18 protein-coding genes and 1 tRNA gene are annotated in these 17,744 nt (G+C 43.3%); 12 read left to right on the top strand and 7 right to left on the bottom strand.

What is annotated here, in order from left to right; translation table 11 throughout:
- Window positions 1-8: 8 nt before the first annotated feature.
- The 10 genes from bshA (at window position 9) to ABDV94_RS03940 (ending at window position 9,062) form a co-directional block, all read left to right on the top strand.
- Window positions 9-1,154 (top strand): N-acetyl-alpha-D-glucosaminyl L-malate synthase BshA, encoded by a 1,146-nt coding sequence (gene bshA, locus ABDV94_RS03985; protein WP_343604960.1) that lies wholly within the window; start codon window positions 9-11, stop codon window positions 1,152-1,154.
- Window positions 1,155-1,292: 138 nt separating this feature from the next.
- Window positions 1,293-1,817, top strand: coding sequence for a hypothetical protein (locus ABDV94_RS03980; protein WP_343604959.1), 525 nt, complete (start codon window positions 1,293-1,295; stop codon window positions 1,815-1,817).
- A 227-nt stretch (window positions 1,818-2,044) separates the two neighbouring features.
- Window positions 2,045-2,881 (top strand): hypothetical protein, encoded by an 837-nt coding sequence (locus tag ABDV94_RS03975; RefSeq protein WP_343604957.1) that lies wholly within the window; start codon window positions 2,045-2,047, stop codon window positions 2,879-2,881.
- Between the two features lie 50 nt (window positions 2,882-2,931).
- On the top strand, window positions 2,932-3,384 hold the full coding sequence (locus tag ABDV94_RS03970; RefSeq protein ID WP_343604955.1) for a DUF1569 domain-containing protein: 453 nt from the start codon (window positions 2,932-2,934) through the stop codon (window positions 3,382-3,384).
- Window positions 3,385-3,397: 13 nt separating this feature from the next.
- A complete protein-coding gene (locus ABDV94_RS03965) occupies window positions 3,398-4,123 on the top strand; it encodes a sulfite exporter TauE/SafE family protein (RefSeq protein WP_343604953.1) in 726 nt (241 codons plus the stop codon).
- Between the two features lie 57 nt (window positions 4,124-4,180).
- Window positions 4,181-4,954 (top strand): tetratricopeptide repeat protein, encoded by a 774-nt coding sequence (locus ABDV94_RS03960; RefSeq protein ID WP_343604951.1) that lies wholly within the window; start codon window positions 4,181-4,183, stop codon window positions 4,952-4,954.
- A 6-nt stretch (window positions 4,955-4,960) separates the two neighbouring features.
- Window positions 4,961-5,380 (top strand): hypothetical protein, encoded by a 420-nt coding sequence (locus tag ABDV94_RS03955; RefSeq protein WP_343604950.1) that lies wholly within the window; start codon window positions 4,961-4,963, stop codon window positions 5,378-5,380.
- Between the two features lie 89 nt (window positions 5,381-5,469).
- A complete protein-coding gene (locus ABDV94_RS03950) occupies window positions 5,470-7,794 on the top strand; it encodes a DUF4135 domain-containing protein (protein ID WP_343604949.1) in 2,325 nt (774 codons plus the stop codon).
- Between the two features lie 90 nt (window positions 7,795-7,884).
- Window positions 7,885-8,181 carry a thioredoxin gene (trxA, locus tag ABDV94_RS03945; protein WP_343604947.1) on the top strand — a complete coding sequence of 99 codons (297 nt, stop codon included), beginning with the start codon at window positions 7,885-7,887 and terminating at the stop codon, window positions 8,179-8,181.
- Window positions 8,178-9,062: a retropepsin-like aspartic protease gene (locus ABDV94_RS03940; RefSeq protein ID WP_343604945.1), complete on the top strand. Its 885-nt coding sequence runs from the start codon at window positions 8,178-8,180 to the stop codon at window positions 9,060-9,062. The genes trxA and ABDV94_RS03940 overlap by 4 nt, the downstream gene beginning before the upstream one ends.
- A gap of 107 nt (window positions 9,063-9,169) precedes the next feature.
- On the opposite strand, the gene ABDV94_RS03935 is transcribed toward ABDV94_RS03940, so the two are convergent.
- Window positions 9,170-9,796, bottom strand: a complete 627-nt coding sequence (locus ABDV94_RS03935) for an NAD(P)H-dependent oxidoreductase (RefSeq protein ID WP_343604944.1) — start codon at window positions 9,794-9,796, stop codon at window positions 9,170-9,172.
- A 175-nt stretch (window positions 9,797-9,971) separates the two neighbouring features.
- On the opposite strand from ABDV94_RS03935, the gene ABDV94_RS03930 reads away from it, so the two are divergent.
- The gene (locus ABDV94_RS03930) at window positions 9,972-10,547 is read left to right on the top strand and encodes a pentapeptide repeat-containing protein (RefSeq protein WP_343604943.1); all 576 of its coding nucleotides are present in this window, start codon (window positions 9,972-9,974) and stop codon (window positions 10,545-10,547) included.
- Between the two features lie 153 nt (window positions 10,548-10,700).
- Here the strand turns inward: ABDV94_RS03930 and ABDV94_RS03925 are convergent.
- Together ABDV94_RS03925 and ABDV94_RS03920 are read right to left on the bottom strand one after the other, a co-directional pair.
- Window positions 10,701-10,774, bottom strand: a tRNA-Met gene (locus tag ABDV94_RS03925).
- 61 nt (window positions 10,775-10,835) lie between these two features.
- A complete protein-coding gene (locus tag ABDV94_RS03920; protein ID WP_343604941.1) occupies window positions 10,836-11,585 on the bottom strand; it encodes an isoprenylcysteine carboxylmethyltransferase family protein in 750 nt (249 codons plus the stop codon).
- Between the two features lie 63 nt (window positions 11,586-11,648).
- Between ABDV94_RS03920 and ABDV94_RS03915 the strand changes: the two genes are divergently transcribed.
- On the top strand, window positions 11,649-12,038 hold the full coding sequence (locus tag ABDV94_RS03915) for an START-like domain-containing protein (RefSeq protein WP_343604939.1): 390 nt from the start codon (window positions 11,649-11,651) through the stop codon (window positions 12,036-12,038).
- 46 nt (window positions 12,039-12,084) lie between these two features.
- Here ABDV94_RS03915 and ABDV94_RS03910 read toward each other — a convergent pair whose 3' ends face one another.
- The 4 genes from ABDV94_RS03910 to ABDV94_RS03895 form a co-directional block, all read right to left on the bottom strand.
- Window positions 12,085-12,498: a hypothetical protein gene (locus tag ABDV94_RS03910; RefSeq protein ID WP_343604938.1), complete on the bottom strand. Its 414-nt coding sequence runs from the start codon at window positions 12,496-12,498 to the stop codon at window positions 12,085-12,087.
- A 98-nt stretch (window positions 12,499-12,596) separates the two neighbouring features.
- The gene (locus ABDV94_RS03905; protein WP_343604936.1) at window positions 12,597-14,291 is read right to left on the bottom strand and encodes a M3 family oligoendopeptidase; all 1,695 of its coding nucleotides are present in this window, start codon (window positions 14,289-14,291) and stop codon (window positions 12,597-12,599) included.
- Between the two features lie 106 nt (window positions 14,292-14,397).
- On the bottom strand, window positions 14,398-15,048 hold the full coding sequence (locus ABDV94_RS03900) for a DUF5606 domain-containing protein (RefSeq protein ID WP_343604934.1): 651 nt from the start codon (window positions 15,046-15,048) through the stop codon (window positions 14,398-14,400).
- 37 nt (window positions 15,049-15,085) lie between these two features.
- A complete protein-coding gene (locus ABDV94_RS03895) occupies window positions 15,086-17,671 on the bottom strand; it encodes a S8/S53 family peptidase (RefSeq protein ID WP_343604932.1) in 2,586 nt (861 codons plus the stop codon).
- Between the last annotated feature and the right edge of the window lie 73 nt (window positions 17,672-17,744).

Here is a 17,744-nt window from a genome sequence, read left to right as displayed (position 1 = left end):
TACACCCCATGAAAATAGGAATCGTACTTTATCCCACATTTGGCGGGAGTGGCGTTGTAGCCACTGAATTGGGCAAAGCCTTAGCCCAGAAAGGACATTTAGTCCATTTTATTACTTATTCCCAGCCGGTGCGTTTGGGAAGCTTCCGCGAAAATATTTTTTATCACGAAGTACAGGTTTCAGATTACCCGCTTTTTGAATACCAGCCCTATGAAACCGAATTAGCCAGTAAAGTGGTGGATGTGGTGAAATACGAAGGCCTGGATATTCTGCACGTACATTACGCAATTCCACACGCTTCGGCAGCTTTTATGGCCCAGCAAATCCTGAAAGCACAGGGAGTGAACATTCCGTTTATTACCACACTGCACGGAACAGATATTACACTCGTCGGGAAAGATCCTTCATTCGAACCGGTCATTTCATTCTGTATCAATGCTTCGGATGCTGTTACGGCAGTGTCGGAAAGTTTGATGAAAGACACCTATGCGCATTTTGAAACAAAACGTAAAATTCACGTGATCCCGAACTTTATCCAGTCGAAACCTGCTTTGCCGGAAATCAACATGGAGAAAAGACGGCATTATGCAGAAGATCATGAACTGATTTTGTGTCACATTTCAAATTTTCGCCCGGTGAAACGCATGACGGATGTGGTACGCATTTTTGAAAAGGTTCAGGAGAAACTACCCGCACGACTGCTTTTGGCTGGTGACGGGCCCGATCGTGCCATTGCAGAACGTTTGGCGCGTGATTTGGGAATCTGCCAGAAAATTACGTTTACCGGTAAAGTGCGCGAAACAGCTCCGATTCTGGAATTAAGCGATTTATTCCTGCTTCCTTCCGAAACGGAAAGCTTCGGGTTGGCAGCTTTGGAAGCAATGGCAGAGGGAGTTCCGGTCGTTTCATCCAATACAGGAGGAATTCCGGAGGTAAACATCGACGGATTCTCAGGGTTTACATCCAATGTAGGAGACATTGAATCCATGGCGGAAAACGCTATCCGGATTCTGAAAGACAAAGCAACACACCAGTTGTTCCGCCAACAGGCACTGGAGCAGGCAAAACGCTTCGATCTGTCAGAGATTCTACCGGTTTACGAAGAATTGTATGAATCCGTTTTGAAAGGTCATGCAGATGCGGTACGCATTTAGAGTTGAATGAACAACCGATATGAGCATCGGTTTATACTTAAAAACAGGTCGCCGGGAGTTTCTTCCGGCGATTTTTTTTGTTTTCTTGTTTTAAATTCAATACATTAGAAAACCACGCAACGTTAAAAACTACTTGTTATGAAAAACGTAACCCTGCAAAATGTAGTATTCATTGTTTCGCTCATTATCTATTTCTACATTCCTTTATTCGGTTTGGTATTGCTGGCGTTTTCAACCGGTTGGTTTCTTTTGGAAATCAGTCGGAAACGAACAAAACTCACCTGGGCACTGGCTGCTTTGTCCGGAATCGGAGTGTTTTTACTGCTCCAGGATTATTCTGCCAAACGACAGGCTAAAATTCTCGTGGCAGAAGTCTTCGACTACTACCGGCACCATCACAAAACCCCGGATGACCTGGGAGACGTGTCAGCCTCCGGGAAACTAATGACCACCGCAGCATTCGGAAATTTTGATTACGAACACCAAATTCTTTCGGAACACCGCTGTGAGTGGAAACTCGAATTCACGAATATCTGGGGAACCGGTTACTTCTATGATGACGGAACGGGGAGATTTGAGAAAATCCTTCCAGGACAAGGAACCAGCCGGCACTGGAATCTATTCTGGAAAGCAGAACCTCACTTGAGAACAGCTGAGTTGTAGGGTATAACCCAAGGTAATTGCGAAACGCATAATCACTTGTTTTGCTCCTGGAATTCCCCTAAAGACTCCCTCACAATTTTATACATTTATAATAACGATTCTAAATTTTTAGTAAAAACGTATATCCACAATTTATCAATGAGTTACGTTAAAAGTGAATTTTTCTTAAAAGCAGAACACCAATTCGGGAAAAGAATAAATTAGCTCAACAACAATGTAAAAACAACATGAGTTTACTACCTGAAAAAACCACGAATCACCAGGCGATGACCGCTCCGAATCTTTGGAAACAAATCCGTGATTTTGAATTTGATTCCGGAAACGTTCAATTCTCTTTCCTCCAGCGCCTGGCCCGCGAAAACAATTGGTCAATCAATTACACCAGGCGCGTTCTTCTCGAGTACAAAAAATTCATTTACCTGTGCGCTGTCAGCAAACAACCCATCACTCCTTCGGACGCTGTGGATCAGGCATGGCATTTACATTTGACCTATACGCAGTCTTATTGGGAAGAATTGTGTCAGAAGACACTGAAACGAAACCTGCACCACCATCCCACCAAAGGAGGGAAAAGTGAACAGGAGAAATTCTCGGGCTGCTACGACGCTACTTTTGAGATGTATGTCCGGGAATTTCACCAGGAACCACCGAATGATATCTGGCTGGATCATGATACCCGTTTCAAACAAGTACATTACAAGCGAATCAACGTTGCCAATTACTGGATGATCCGGAAACCTGCCAGGCACGTTCTCGGAAGCATCGGAGTTTTACTGTTTATCATTCCTGTTTTGTTTTTACTCCCACAGTCTTTCGGAAACAACCATTTCGGGATGGTAATCACGATTGCAATCATCTTGTATGTCGTGATTCAGTTTTTTAGAGGTGGTGGAAACAATAACGGTTGCTCTTCCGACTGGGATGACCATCATCACCATCATCACCATCATCAGGATTCCAATTCCGACTCAGGGGTTGGCTGTATTTTCGACGGATGCAGCGGTCATGGACACGGACATCATGATTCCGGGTGCAGCTCCAGTGGTTGCAGTAACTCAAACTAATTCCGGTATCTCCAAAATTTCAATACCTTTAGAATCAGAGAATCAGAACTATGAAGTCAATATTCAACGAAACGGAGCGGAATGAAATCATTCGAAGGATTGAAACACTGGATGAAGCATCACCCGCACAGTGGGGAAAGATGAATGTCTACCAAATGATCAAACATTGCTCCGGTTGGGAAGCATGGATGCAGGGAATAGGAGATCACACGTATAAACAAGTTTTTATTGGGAAAATTTTCGGGAAAATGGCTTTAAAACGCATGCTCAAAGACGATAAGCCACTCGACAAAGGAGTTCCGACTTCTCCCCAGTTTAAGATCAAAGAAAATGCAGGTGACATTCCGGCTGAAAAACAGAAATGGGTGGAATTGATCCAATCCTGGGAACATTACTCGAACCCGGGATTCATTCACGATTTCTTTGGGAAAATGACCGAAGAACAAGTTGGGATGATGGTCTACAAACACAATGATCATCATTTACGACAATTTAATAGTTGATAAAACAGGCATTTTGGATCACTTATGGCTCTTCATCACATTGGCCTTACTGGCTGAAATCCTCGGGACAGTAGGAGGATTCGGTTCTTCCTTGTTCTTTGTTCCGATTGCCGGGTATTTTCTCGATTTCCAGTCCGTGCTAGGTATTACGGCTCTTTTTCATGTATCCAGTAACCTCACTAAAATCACCTTTTTCAGGAAAGGAGTCGACAAAAAACTGCTGTTTTCCATCGGAATCCCAGCCGTGATTTTCGTCATTATCGGGGCGGCGGCCAGCAAGTATTTCAAAAGTGAACTCCTGGAAAGTATTCTGGCAGTCTTCCTCATTCTATTGAGTTTATTTTTCCTGATTTTTAAATCTTTTTCCGTAAAACCAACCCGCGCAAATTCGATTGGAGGAGGAGTTCTCTCCGGTTTAATGGCTGGCCTACTTGGAACCGGAGGTGTAATCCGGGGGATGGTTTTGGCTGCTTACAACCTGAAAATCGAGGTTTTTATCGCTACATCAGCTATTATCGACCTGGGGATTGACCTGAGCAGAAGTGTTGTTTATACTTTAAATGGTTATGTCCATACGCATGATCTTTACCTGATTCCCATTTTACTTGTAGTCAGTATTGCAGGAACATATATCGGGAAGCTGATTTTATCCCGGATATCCGATAATCAATTCAAAACCATCGTGTTGGTATTGGTTCTGGTGACAGGAATAGTGATCCTTTTTAAACAATTTGAATAATACATCAATTCCATTATCTTTGAAATCAGATGGTGTCCGCCAAATAATATCAACCACATGAAACACATAATCACCAGCTTGTTACTCCTTTGTGCTTTTTATGGAAATAGTCAGTTATTATACCTCGAGGAAGACGATTTTGAAGTCAAATACTACCCGAAACGAATCGAGGAAGTGAACAGGCTGATTGCTGGTGACAGTACGGAAATCAGCTACTACTACCATCGGGCAAATATGAAGTACAAACTCAAGGAATACCAGAAATGCATTGATGATTACCGGTTGATTCTGCAGAAATTCGGAGAGAAGCAGGAAGCATTCGCCAATATGGGAATGAGTTATTGTTTTCTGAATGATTCGGCCCGTTCGATCAGTAACATGAAAAAAGCTGTTTCGATGAACTTGTCATATGCGCGAAACCACTTAAACCTGGGCTTTATTTACTTGTATTTCAACCAGTATACAGCAGCCATCCCTTCATTAGAGCAGGCAGTTGCATTAGATAAAACCTTTGCAAAAGCATTCTATTACCTGGGCTACGCCTACCTGATGACAGGGAATTTTGAAAAGGCACGCACAAACCTGTCTAAGAGTATTTCGTTGGCAGAATACAACCCGGAGGGTTTCTATAATCTTGGGGTTTTATCCTACAAACAAGGTCATTACAGTGAAGCGGCAGAACACCTGTCAAAAGCATTGGAATACAGACCTTCGTTGTCATCCCGCAAGGAACTGTTTTTAATGCGCGGGGAGTCGTACAAACAAATCGGTGAGGCGGAGAAGGCGAAACGGGATTTTGAAACAGCAGAAAAACTACCTGTAACCAACTAAACCGGCATGCATTCCAGTAGAACATACCGGATTCTGTTTCTCTTGTCAGTCCTGATTACGACATTGGGAACTTCCTGTCAGAAAGAGAAAGCATTGTCTGTAGATCCGAATTTCATCGGAACCTGGAAATTCATCGAACACCCGAACCGGATTCATTACATTTCCATTAAAGACGACAGCCGGGGCACGTATACCGTTTATGACTCATCCGGAAATTACCTCAAATGGTCGAGCGACATGGTTCGCAGATGGGTGATTAAAAAAGATGTACTTCATTTCGGATGGATGAGTATGAAGGAACAACGGTTTACCATCAATCAATACCCGAAAACAAGCGAGGTACAGCTCGTTATTCCGTATGATACGATTGAAATCGGGCAGGGATATGCCATCATGGACGACCAATATTTCGTCAAAATCAAATAACAGCCTGAAAAGTTAAAATCAGGGATATCCCTCATTGTGAAGCTTAAAAACAAGCTGTACATTCGACGGAAACACCCAAAACCAGTTACATGAATAAACGTGTTGGGAAACCGGTAAGGAAACAAACCGGGAAACAGAAATCATCTTCTGCGAAACAACAGCATCCGATCCAGCAACTCGCCGGTTCCCGTTTGGAAACAGATTCTATTCACAATTACCAGCAAGCCGCCGACGGAAGTCCGCAGGCGCAGCAGATTGCACAATTTCAGAAAGCAGCCAATGATCGCGCTGCGCAACACACATCCGTTACAGGAAAAGACCATCAAACGGGGTTGCCGGACTCACTCAAAGCTGGAATAGAAGATTTGTCCGGGTATTCACTGAATGACGTCAAAGTGCATTACAATTCCGGGAAACCGGCTCAATTGCAGGCACACGCTTACGCTCAGGGAGCCGAGATTCATGTAGCTCCCGGGCAGGAAAAACACCTTCCGCATGAAGCCTGGCACGTGGTACAGCAAAAACAGGGCAGGGTAAAGCCAACGACGCAATTACAGGAAAAGGTTCCGGTGAATGATGATCAATCTCTCGAAAAAGAAGCGGATGTGATGGGAGCAAAAGCGGTTCAGTTCAAATGGTCGGATCATCCCGTGAATCAGGAACAAAAGATCTCCGGTGTCAGTAACCAATCGGGACACCCGGTGCAGCGTGTGAAATTTGACCGCTTCATGAGTTTTCTCTACTACAATAGTGCAGAAGACAAACTCATTGAGAAAGAAAAAGACGTCAATGCATTTTTCCTGGAGATGCAGCCTTATGCTCCGCGCTTTCCGGAAATCACCACGTTGGGGCAGGAGCTGGCCGTACTCAAAAACAAAACCATTAAATCCACTGAAATAAAAGAAACCTCGAAAGAACTAAAAGTCATCCAGGAAAAATTAGACCTGATAGCTTCTAAAATTACACTGGTTGGTGTCAAGGGCGACCAGGATATGATGCTTGCCTATGGCAAGAACACCAAAGATTCCAACGTCGGAAAAATGATTCAATACTACCTTGACACCATTGGATTCCTTCCGTCCTATATGGATTCAGAAGGCAACCGGAAAGTTATTTTACATACCATTCACCCGGATGTTAAATCGGTTGATGCGGGATATGACAATCAGAACCTCCAAGAATCGGATCTGGTTCTGGCTCAAAAAAGGCACATCGAGCTGGTAAGAAACATCCTGAACCTGGATGAGCTGCTCAAAAAAGACTGGAAAGACCTCCAACAGAAATTCGGATTAAAAGGTGCTTTGAAAAAAGTATCCTTTACAGGTTCTGATTTGCATCACGGAGCCGAGCAAGTGGTGATCATCGAATCGGCAGGAGGGCAGAAGGTGGTCTACAAACCGCGTTCCGTAGCTCCCGACAAAGCATTGCTGGATACGGAAAACGGAGCCTTTGCGAAACTCAATAAAAAAGGAGCCAATTTGCCAACGATGAAATTTCATACATCCAAAACGAAAGGATCGTATGTCGAATTCATTCAGCAGCAACGCTTAAAAACAACCGGCGAAATCCAGGATTATTACTTTAAAATGGGGCAGCTCGCCGTTGCAGCAAAGCTATTCGGAGTCAATGACCTGCATTATGAAAACATCATGGCTGCAGCCAATGGCCCCAACATTATTGATGGGGAAACATCCTTCCTTACAAGCGTAATGACAACAAGGGATTTCCGGTCCAACGAGCTGCAAATGGGAGTTTTTGAACATATTTCTGCAATCGATCAGAAATTATCCAACAATGCCTTTTATACGGCACAGGAAGAACAAAACTGGAAAAACCTGGAAAAAGATGAAAACGGCAATCCCGGGTTCGATAAATATATCGGGAAAATCCGGAAAAAAGATGTCAAAGCCGGCGGAACGTATGAAGCAGATTTAAAACGGGGAATTGCGCACCTGGTAAATCTTATTCGGGTCAACCGAAAGGGAATCCAAAACGATACGACATCCGCCATTCTTTCAACGGATCAGGTTCGGGTGGTTCCTATCGGTACAAATGATTTCAAAAGTTGTATGCGCAGTTACCGCGGCCATAAAAGACACCAAAGCGAAAAGGGGCTGAACGGAAGTGTCAAATCCGCAGAATTCGACGTGGTGAAATCTCTTTACGAGAAGGGATATACGCTTTACAGGGTGAAACAAATCAACCAGTTGATCCGGGAAGATTTTGAAGCGGGGAATATTCCGATTCTGCATTACAACGGATCCAAAAATCAATTGGTTTGGAACGAGAGGGTTATCGGGAAAAGACCAGACCCGAAAAACACCAAAAAAGTTGTAAATCAAAATGTGAAATGGATCCTGATGCAGACCGTTGATCAGATTACGACATCCGTGCAGCAGATTGACGATGTTTAGGTTTATTTCAAAACACAAATAACGTTAAGGAATTCCTTGATTTTACGGTGATTTCGGGTTGAAGTGGTAACTTTAATCTAAAAATCACACATGGCTTCATTTTCCGAAATAATCAATGCTGATAAACCTGTTTTGGTCGACTTTTTTGCAACCTGGTGCGGACCTTGTCAAACGATGAAACCCATCCTGGATGATCTGAAATCCAAACTGGGAAATACGGCTTCAGTGCTGAAAGTGGATGTCGATAAAAATCCGCATGCAGCGAGCAAATACCAGATTCGCAGTGTCCCTACATTGATTCTCTTCAAACAGGGAAAAGTGGTCTGGAGACAATCCGGCGTAGTTCCTGCAAATCAATTGGCGCAAATCATCAAACAACACGCATGAAGTATTTCTTGATTCTTGCAAGCACTTGGTTTACCGGGGTTCTGTTTTCTCAGTCGATTGTACCGTTTACGCTGGAAAACAACTGCATTTATATCTATTGTAAAGTCAATAACACGGACAGCGTACGTTTTCTCTTCGATACCGGAGCAAACAGTTCGGTGATCAATACCGAATCAGGGAAAAAGCTCTCCCTTCAAATCGACGGTAAATCTGTCAATGAGGGTTCAAACGGATCAAACGAAGTACCCACCAGTGCAAACAACCGGATTTCATTCGGCGGAATCGTGAAGAACCAGGTTCCATTGATGTTGATTCCTTTCGGAACAACTGATTTCGATGGCGTTTTCGGCACCAACCTGATGAACAAACACCTCATTGAAATTGATTACAACCGGCGGGTAATGAAATTCTATGAACCGGGAACTTCCAAAATAGACCTGAGTTCATACGACAAACTCAAAATTCACTTCGTTGATTCCTATCCCGCTATTTCCTGTTCGATCGTAGTGAAGGGAAAAACATACAAAGGCTTGTTTGGATTGGATTCCGGGGCAAATGATGCGTTGACGATTGCTTCTCCCTACGAAAAGAAAAATAAGTTCAAAGAGAAGACCGAACAAATTGCTACCGCTTCGTTCCAGGGGTCAGATGGTTCCCAGTATGAAATGGCCATTGTGCTTGCTCCGGAACTGAACATCGGGGAGAAGTCCTTTTATGCTATTCCCATGAATCTTTCCTCTGCCAGTGAAGGAATTGACGCAACGGAGAAAATGGCGGGTTTCTTTGGGAATAACTTTTTGAAGCGTTTTGATATCGTCCTGGATCTTCCAAATGGTTATATCTATTTCAAACCAAACGAATTGCTGTATTCACCGTTTTAAACATGTTGCCGCAAATCCCGCTGGTTACACAACGGAATGATGTGTGTATTAAAACAAAAAAAGCCCTCAAATGAAGGCTCTCTAATCTATTCGGGTTGGTTATCTGCTTAATTCAAAGTCACAACCAATTCATCCAACGGGATCCGTACTTTTTTCGCTTTAGCAAGGAAATCCGCTTCTTCATCACGGTAGCCCAATGCCAGAATCACTACAGATTGCAAGCCTTTTTCTTTCAGTCCCAGGATTTCGTCAAAAGCTGCATTGTCAAAACCTTCCATCGGTGTACTGTCTACTTTTAAGTTCGCAGCTGCAACAATGGCAGTTCCCAATGCGATGTATGCCTGACGTGCAGCCCAGTTTTTAACAAACTCTTCCGGCATGCTCGCGAAACCGGATAATTTCTCCTTAAAATCGTTGAGGCTTTCTTCCGGAATACCACGTGTTTTTGCAACCAGTGAAATGTACTCATCTACGTGTGTTTGTGACACGTGTGTGTAAGAAGCAAAAACCAATAAGTGAGACGATTCTCCGACTTGTGGATTAAATGAAGCTGCTCTAAGTTTGTTTTTGATCTCCGGGTTGGAAATTGCAATCACTCTAAATGGCTGCATGCCGGCAGAGGTCGCAGTCAGGTTAATTGCTTCCAAAATTTCGGTTACTTTTTCCTCTGATACTTTCTCAGATGTCATGCGTTTCACGGCGTATCGCCAGTTCAATGTGTCTATTAAATTCATCGTATGTGTTTTTTGACAAAGGTAATCAGAATAGTTTCCAAAAAATACCAATATACTAAAGTATACCAGTATCCGCGAGGAAACTGACCTTGCTTTTTAAAAATAAAATCAGAGGATCATTTATGTAAAATCAGGTGAGCTTTCATTTTTTACCTTTGTCAGATACACGAGAAAAATGAGCATCAAACTTCACGAAGGAAAGACCTTCAACAAGGTTAATTACGTCAACAAGCAATTAATCAATAACGAATTCAGTGACTGCCGGTTTGTGGATTGTGATTTCACCAAGGCAAATTTCAGCAACATCGATTTTGTGGATTGTGAATTTGAAGCGTGTAATTTTTCGCTGACAATCCTGAAACATTCCGGTTTGAAGGATGTTCACTTGAAGGATTGTAAGATTGTTGGAGTAGATTTTAGCGCCTGTAACGAGTTTCTCTTCTCCGTTAAATTCACCGATTGTCATATCGACTACGCGACTTTCCATTCGAAGCGCATGAAGAAGACCGTTTTCACCAATACCATCCTGAAAGAGGTGGATTTTTCGGAATGCGACCTTTCCGAATCCAAATTTGTGAACTGTGATTTGACCCGAACCATTTTTGACCGGAGTAACCTGGAAAAAGTAGATTTCAGTACTGCCGTGAATTTCGAAATCAACCCGGAACGAAACAGGATCAAGAAAGCTGTTTTCTCACATGCAGGATTGCTTGGGCTGCTATCCCGGTATGATTTGGTGGTAAAGGATTGAATTCACAGGAGGTATTCTGGATTCAGATGCACTTTTGGGCATGTTTCATTGCAGATCACGAAAATTAAGCTTTAATCTTTGCTTCCAGCTAATATATGTCAGGATTCAGAAAACATAGAAATAAAAAAGCCCAGTATAAAACTGGGCTTTTTGTAGCGAGACCGAGAGTTGAACTCGGGACCTCAGGGTTATGAATCCTGCGCTCTAACCAACTGAGCTATCTCGCCAAATCCTTGCCTATTCCTGAAAGGCGGTGCAAAGATAGTTACTTTTTTCTTCTGTGCAAGCCTATGAGCGGTCTTCTTCGTATAAAACTTTTGTTTTATGTTTTAGAAACTTGAAAATCAGGCTAAATAAAATTGCACCTGCGATCCAATAAATGTAGATTAATGGGTTTGCAATCGTTTTTGTCATGAAAAATTCGCGTACTCCGGCTACAAAAACGAAGCCCAGAACAGTTGCGGAAATTCCGGAGTATTCTCTTCTCAGGATGGTCTTCATGGAAAAAGGAATCGTTCCTTTTACATAGTTCTTCCTGCTCGGCCAGAATGCCGGAACAGAGTTCGACCAGTTCACATAAGCATCACCGAATTTACGTTCCAGGAAACGCTCTTCTGCAAACATAATGCGCTCGTAATAGATCCAGAACAACAAGCTCACGATAACAATGAAGTAAATATTGAATGTAAAACAAACGATACCGATCCACATGAAATAATTCCCCAGGTAAAGCGGGTGACGCACCGTTGAGTAAATTCCTTTCGTATTCAAAGCTTCTGCAACTTGCTCCTGCGTATTTCTTCCCGACGTATTCTTGTTACTCGTTCCGATTGCAATAGCACGGATCACCTGACCCAAAACGGACATCGCAATGGCAATACCTGTACAGATGTAAAACCAACGGTCATCATCCATAATACACTGGACGTCTGTGAAGTAAATTACAGGAACTGCCAAAAGGAATAAAATTACCGGAATTTGACCTCTGTATTTGAAGAGCTTGTTTCCGTTTTTTTCAAATGAATGTACTAATGCCATGAAAAGAAATGTGTATATTTCGAAAATGATTTTTCGGCGCGAAGTTAACATTATTAAACTACTATGACAAAAAAGGAACCATTCGAGTTAGAATATGTACTAAAAACCTCACCAAAGGTTCTGGATAAGTTGTTATCCACCCCTGATGGTCTCAGTGAATGGTTTGCGGATGACGTAATCGTAAAAAATGATGTGTACACGTTCCATTGGGATGGAAGTGAAGAACATGCGCGTTTAATCTCCAAGAAAGCAGGGGAGTCTATCAAGTGGCAGTGGCTGCATGACGAGGAAGACGAACTGGAAACATTCTTCGAAATGAAATACACGATTGATCCGATGACCAAAGTGGTTATCCTAACTGTTTCGGATTTTGCCGAAAGAACAGAGAAAGATGAGATCGTGCGGCTGTGGGAATCCCAAATCAGTGACCTGAGAAGGGTAATAGGAGCATAAAAAAAGAAGGCCGGAGCCTTCTTTCATATGGACAGGTCTGTTCGACCTATTTGTTCACTTTTTCATTGGCTTTTTTGACACCTTCTTTGGTATCATCCCAGGCTTCCTTTACTTTTTCGCCCGCTTTATCAACGCCTTCTTCTATTTTATCGCCAGTTTTTTTCGCTGCTTTTTCGATTTCTTCACCGGCTTTCTCCAGTTTTTCTTCTGCATCCTTCGCGGCTTGTTTAATCGCTTCGTCTGCATCATTCAAATACTCCTTGATTTTATTGTTCGCTTCTTTTCCGGAATATGCCTTGGTTGTTGTCACCCCGTCTTTCGTTTCCTGGACTGTCAGTTGAGTTGTCTCATCTGTTTTATCCACCACAAATTTCACCTCTCGATGACTCTCTTTGGAAGCACAAGAAGTAACTAAGAAGAAACCCAACGCACATGCTCCGATCACTATTTTCCAATTCATCATTACTTTTTTAACAGTTAAACATGTTTTAATATACGGACTTTTTCCATTTCACATTGTTAACCGGTGTTAATTAGCTACCTGAAGCAGTGATTGCTTTAATTCAGATTTTGAATGTATTCCTGGAGTGTTACACCGATTTTGCCAAGTGTTTCCTTTGAGAAATCAAACGATAAACCAGCCGTTTTGTAGATTTCCGGAATCGATTTCGTATATCCCAAAGACAAGGCGTTCTTGTAATCTTCCAATGCTTTCGGAGCATCTTTACGGTAATTGGTCCAAACTCCCAAAGCTCCCAGCTGGGCAATTCCGTATTCAATGTAATAGAACGGAACTTCGAACAAATGCAGTTGTTTGTGCCAGGAACTTTCTAAAACGGCTTCGTAACCTGTGTAATCAACCAATCCGGTACCGAAACGCTGACTCAATCGAAGCCACTCCTGTGTGCGCTCGTCAGTTGTATGAGTAGGGTGTGTGTAAATCCAATGCTGGAATGCATCAATCTGTGCAATCCACGGCAATACTTTTACGATCGATTCAACCTGCTCCAGTTTGGCGCGTTTCAAATCATTGGAATCCGAGTAAAACTCAGACCATAAATCCATTGTCAGCAATTCCATCGACATGGAAGCCAATTCCGCTACTTCGGAAGGAAGGGATTTAAACCCGGTCAGTTCCAAATCACGGCTCAGGAACGAATGCACGGCATGTCCGCCCTCGTGAACCATGGTCGATAAATCGCGCTGCGCACCGGCTGCATTCATGAAAATAAACGGAATTCCGGATTCATACAACGGATAATTGTATCCTCCCGGAGCTTTTCCTGTTTTGGATTCCAGGTCCACATACCCTTCTTCTTTCATCGTTTTCAAACATGAACCGAAGAAAGGGTCCAATTTTCCGAAAATAGCAATCGATTTATCAATCAAATCGCTTCCGGTTTGGAATGGTTTTAATGGATCCAAGCCGTCCGGATCTACTTCCGAATCCCATGGTTTCAGTTTCGCTTTGCCCAATTTGGCACATTTCTTTTCGGTAATTTGTTTGGCAATCGGAACAATCATCTGCTCAATAGCATCGTGGAAAGCCAAACAATCTTCCACCGTATAGTCAAAACGGCCAAGTGCCTTGAATTTGTATTCTCTGAAATCCGCACATCCGGCGTTTTTAGCCAGCTGATCACGGAGAACAACCAATTTACCGAACAATTCATCCAATGTTTCGCGGTCTTCCAAGCGCCGGTTCGCAATCAGTTCAAACACTTCCTTTCGAACCGATTCATCCGTGTTTTTCAGGAAATTTGCGGCCTGTGGCATGGTCAATTGCTCACCTTTGTAAGTAATCTGCTGTTTTCCGGAAATTGCTCCGTATTGCTGTGAAAGCGTATTTAATTCGGTTTCAATCGGAATGTTTTCTTCGCGGAACAATTCAAGGGCTGTTCGCACACCACGGAAATATATCGCGTAAGCTTCTTCTTTCTCAAGTTCGGAAATCCACCCGGAACTCATCATTTTCTGATTCAGGGAATCTTCATATGGAGCCAGGTTCGGCTGAATTTCGGTCACAAAAAACTGGTAAGATTCGGTTAGTTTCTCATCCAGTGTATTGATCGTCATTTTGATATAACGCCAGGCCATGTTCTCTTCCAGAACAGCTTCCAATTCACTTTTGTCCAGGAGCCATTGCTTGAACGATTCTTTACTCGAAATATCACGGTTTTGGAGATCCAAAAGGTACGATTCTACAGAATTCCAACTTTCGCAAGTGAAGTCGGGAGCTACAAATTTTCTCATAAACACAAAAATAAAAAAAGTCGGGGCGAAAATTTTTTCACCCCGACTTTTTACAAAATATTATGACTGCACTAACGCTTGTCTTCATCGAAAGCAGTGCTTTCTCTTATTTCCCTCTTGACGAACCTGTTTTAGGTGCAGCCACTTTCTTAGCACTTGTCGCTTTTGCAGATGCCTTAGCCGGAGCCTTTGCAGCAGGAGTTTTTGCTGCTGTTTTAGCCGCCGCTTTCGGTGCAGCAGCTTTTTTAGCCGGCGCTGCTTTTTTCTCCTTGGCAGGTTCTTCCGAAGCATCATCAGCTTCTTTCTTTGCAGCAGTTTTAGTTGCTTTTTTCTCTTTTGCAGGAGCTTCTTCAGCAACCGTTTCTTTTTCTTCTTCCATCACCAAAGCTCCCGCTTTCAACAACAAGTTGTACCACTGGAAAATTTTCTTGATATCTGAAGCATAAACACGTTCCTGGTCGAATTCAGGCAAGATCTCCAACAAATAGTTTTTCAGTTTGCTCTGGTCTTCTTTGTGAGAAATCGCTTCTTTTCCACCTTCTTTTTCAAAAATCGAAATGAAAATCTCTTTTAACGGTTTGTCCTCATCATAGGTATAGATAGAAATATCATCCAGCGCGGAAATTCGGTCGGAAGCATATGCAGGAACGCGTTTTTTGTCCTCCAAAGATTCTACAATGATGTTGTTTTTACCTTGAGCCAAAACTCTATAAAGTCCCGACTTTCCTGAAATAGCAATGATACCTGTTAAATTCATTCGATTAATTTATTTGAGCCAAAAATACTGCTTCTTTTTAATTCTTCACAATTTTCACCTGAAAGTATTGAACATCCGTGTGAATAACTAAATAATAAGTGCCCGATTCAAGCTCAGAAACAGAAACTTCGTGCTTTCCATCCGTTACCTTTTTAACGGTTCTTCCCTGTACATCCAAAACAAGTACATCACTCACCGGAACCGACGCATCGATATTTACCGTTCCTTGTGTCGGGTTCGGATAAACGTTGATCTGGTTTGCCAGCTCTTCGATTCCCAATGAAGGATTATACGGCTCGGAGAAGACTTCGCAACCGTCTGTGCTTGTCCGCGCAACGGTGAAATAGGAAGATGAAGGCAATGTAATCGTGTAACTCGCATTCGTTGCTCCCGGAATCGCTGTTCCGTTTTCATACCACTGCAAACTCGGGTACGGATCGGTAGAAAGCAATGTTCCGTTGACATAAATCACCGGAGCGGGTGGGGCAGAGAGCGCTACAACCGGAATCGTATCGGAATACGACTTACATCCGTGCTGGTCATACGCGATGAAATAAGCATCCCCGGAAGTCGTTAATGCCGAATTGTACGACGTACTTCCATTCATCCAACGAATGGTGTATGGAACCGAAGCCGTAGAGAACGCGCTGTCTCCGGGACAGAACGGTGAAGCAGCCGTAATGGTCGTCGTGAAATTGGATTGCAGCATCATGTTCAATGCATGGATTTTCCCATAGCCATACGCATTGTTCGGAATAGTTCCCGTAAATGCATCTGTGAAAGCAGTACTGTGAATGGCATCCAGGAAACTTTGATAATTTCCTTTCGTACATTTTTCCAGGTAAAGTGCCGCAATTCCGGCAACCACCGGAGAAGCCATCGAAGTACCACCGTTTCTCACATGCAACCCGTCAATATCGACCGCCGCGTTGTAGCCCGGATCGTTCAATAACCAGAAAGGTCCTGCACTCAAAGAAACGTCACCACAAGCAGAAACATCCGGTTTGATCACCCCGTGTCTGGTAGGTCCTTTTGCTGAGGCAGGAGTTAACTGACCCACCGCCGTATAGTTCGGGGGATTCGGTAAGTACACATTTCCGTTTTTATCAATATGACTATAGCGGTTACGGATATTTCCGACGGTCACCACCTTCGGCGAACAGTTCCAGGAAGAAACGATCGTTTGAAGGGAATCAGGCATGTGGTAGTGCTGAATATTCGGGTAAATTCCCGCAGAAGGAAGCCCGGTTGTCAGCATATCGTTCAGGGAAATGGATTCCGACCCGCTCCAGGCATCGTATTGCCCCGAACCTGTTGTTTTCAATGCATAGAGGTAACTTGTAGAATCTACATGATTCAGATAAAATTCGATGTGCAGGTTTGACCCTACAATTTCCGGGTAAATCTCCATCGTTGCAATCCGGTTGCTTCCGTTCCATAACGTGTCGCGGATAACAGTTCCGAGTCCCGAATTTGCTGCTCGATAAATGGTTTGTGCACGCTGTTGGAAATTACCACTTCCTTTATTCGCTGCGATGGCATAGTTCCAGCCGGCATCCGTTAAATCCGTCCAAAGATCCAGGTAAACCGTATTCGCTCCCAACTGGCTTCCCGGGTTTGGTTTCACCCAGACAAAAGAAGTATCGGTGTCGATATCTCCGTGTACGTGGTATTTCCCCCATGAACCGGAATTTCCGGCAGCACAAACAATAATGCGTCCCGTTTGTGCATCCAGCAAATTATCCATCAATACAGCGGCAGGATCCGTTCCGTCGTGACTTCCCAAATACGAACCTACTGAAAGATTCACAACAGCGGGAAGTCCGAGTTCATTTGCTTTTTGAAAGATAAAATCACAGGCATCCGCAACTGTCAGTGTCCAGTTCGGTAAATTGAAATTCGTTTCGATTACGATGATTTTTGCATCCGGAGCCATTCCTTTTTCTTGTCCGTTTGCCAGGCCGTTTGAAACTCCCGCTCCGGTTACCGATGTACCGTGAGCTGAAGATTCTTCCATACTTCCGCAGTTTCCGGACTGGATATCATTTGCATCCCAAACCTGGCCGTATCCGTATGGTTGCGGCGTACGAACAGCATCATAAGGCAAGGTGTGATCCCAGTAGTAAAGCACACGGGTATTTCCGTTCTGGTCCTTGAAATCACCGTGGTTATAATCCAATCCCTGGTCTACAAACCCCACAATCACATCTTTCCCGGTATACGGAATCTGCAAACCACCTAATCCCTGGTGAACCGGTTTTACATAGTGTTTTACCAGCGTAGAATCATTGAGTGCTTTCGGAAGCGAAAACTCCAGGTAAAAAGATTGAATGACCTGAGACTTCATGGCTTGCTCAATCCAAATTGGTTTCGCCTGGATGTAAATCCACTCGCGGGTAACTTGTTTGACCGAAATTTCTTTCGTTGCCAGTAAACGATCCAGGTTTCCGGAGTTCGTCACTGCAAAAGCCATCGGGACATCCGGCTGTTCGGCCAGCAGCTTTCTGAATTTGAAATTATCGACCTGGGCAAGACTTGTCAGTGAACAGAACAAAATTAATCCGGCTATCCGTAATATTTTACTTACCTTCACCGCTTGTTGTCGTAGATTTCCTATGAACATTTTTTTTAACCTTTAATAAAGTATGGTAACAATTATCTTATGCAAATTAAGATATTTGTTTAAATGGAACTAT

Source organism: Fluviicola sp. (assembly GCF_039596355.1).
In the GTDB taxonomy this organism is placed as follows: Bacteria; Bacteroidota; Bacteroidia; order Flavobacteriales_D; family Crocinitomicaceae; genus Fluviicola.
The sequence above is the reverse complement of the archived record's forward strand: the minus strand, read 5'-3'. Positions and strand labels throughout refer to the sequence as shown.

Coding starts and splice junctions, on each gene's coding strand:
- bshA (WP_343604960.1), top strand. CDS start 9: ATGAAAATAGGAATCGTACTTTATCCCACATTTGGCGGGAGTGGCGTT.
- ABDV94_RS03980 (WP_343604959.1), top strand. CDS start 1,293: ATGAAAAACGTAACCCTGCAAAATGTAGTATTCATTGTTTCGCTCATT.
- ABDV94_RS03975 (WP_343604957.1), top strand. CDS start 2,045: ATGAGTTTACTACCTGAAAAAACCACGAATCACCAGGCGATGACCGCT.
- ABDV94_RS03970 (WP_343604955.1), top strand. CDS start 2,932: ATGAAGTCAATATTCAACGAAACGGAGCGGAATGAAATCATTCGAAGG.
- ABDV94_RS03960 (WP_343604951.1), top strand. CDS start 4,181: ATGAAACACATAATCACCAGCTTGTTACTCCTTTGTGCTTTTTATGGA.
- ABDV94_RS03955 (WP_343604950.1), top strand. CDS start 4,961: ATGCATTCCAGTAGAACATACCGGATTCTGTTTCTCTTGTCAGTCCTG.
- ABDV94_RS03950 (WP_343604949.1), top strand. CDS start 5,470: ATGAATAAACGTGTTGGGAAACCGGTAAGGAAACAAACCGGGAAACAG.
- trxA (WP_343604947.1), top strand. CDS start 7,885: ATGGCTTCATTTTCCGAAATAATCAATGCTGATAAACCTGTTTTGGTC.
- ABDV94_RS03940 (WP_343604945.1), top strand. CDS start 8,178: ATGAAGTATTTCTTGATTCTTGCAAGCACTTGGTTTACCGGGGTTCTG.
- ABDV94_RS03935 (WP_343604944.1), bottom strand. CDS start 9,796: ATGAATTTAATAGACACATTGAACTGGCGATACGCCGTGAAACGCATG.
- ABDV94_RS03930 (WP_343604943.1), top strand. CDS start 9,972: ATGAGCATCAAACTTCACGAAGGAAAGACCTTCAACAAGGTTAATTAC.
- ABDV94_RS03920 (WP_343604941.1), bottom strand. CDS start 11,585: ATGGCATTAGTACATTCATTTGAAAAAAACGGAAACAAGCTCTTCAAA.
- ABDV94_RS03915 (WP_343604939.1), top strand. CDS start 11,649: ATGACAAAAAAGGAACCATTCGAGTTAGAATATGTACTAAAAACCTCA.
- ABDV94_RS03910 (WP_343604938.1), bottom strand. CDS start 12,498: ATGAATTGGAAAATAGTGATCGGAGCATGTGCGTTGGGTTTCTTCTTA.
- ABDV94_RS03905 (WP_343604936.1), bottom strand. CDS start 14,291: ATGAGAAAATTTGTAGCTCCCGACTTCACTTGCGAAAGTTGGAATTCT.
- ABDV94_RS03900 (WP_343604934.1), bottom strand. CDS start 15,048: ATGAATTTAACAGGTATCATTGCTATTTCAGGAAAGTCGGGACTTTAT.
- ABDV94_RS03895 (WP_343604932.1), bottom strand. CDS start 17,671: ATGTTCATAGGAAATCTACGACAACAAGCGGTGAAGGTAAGTAAAATA.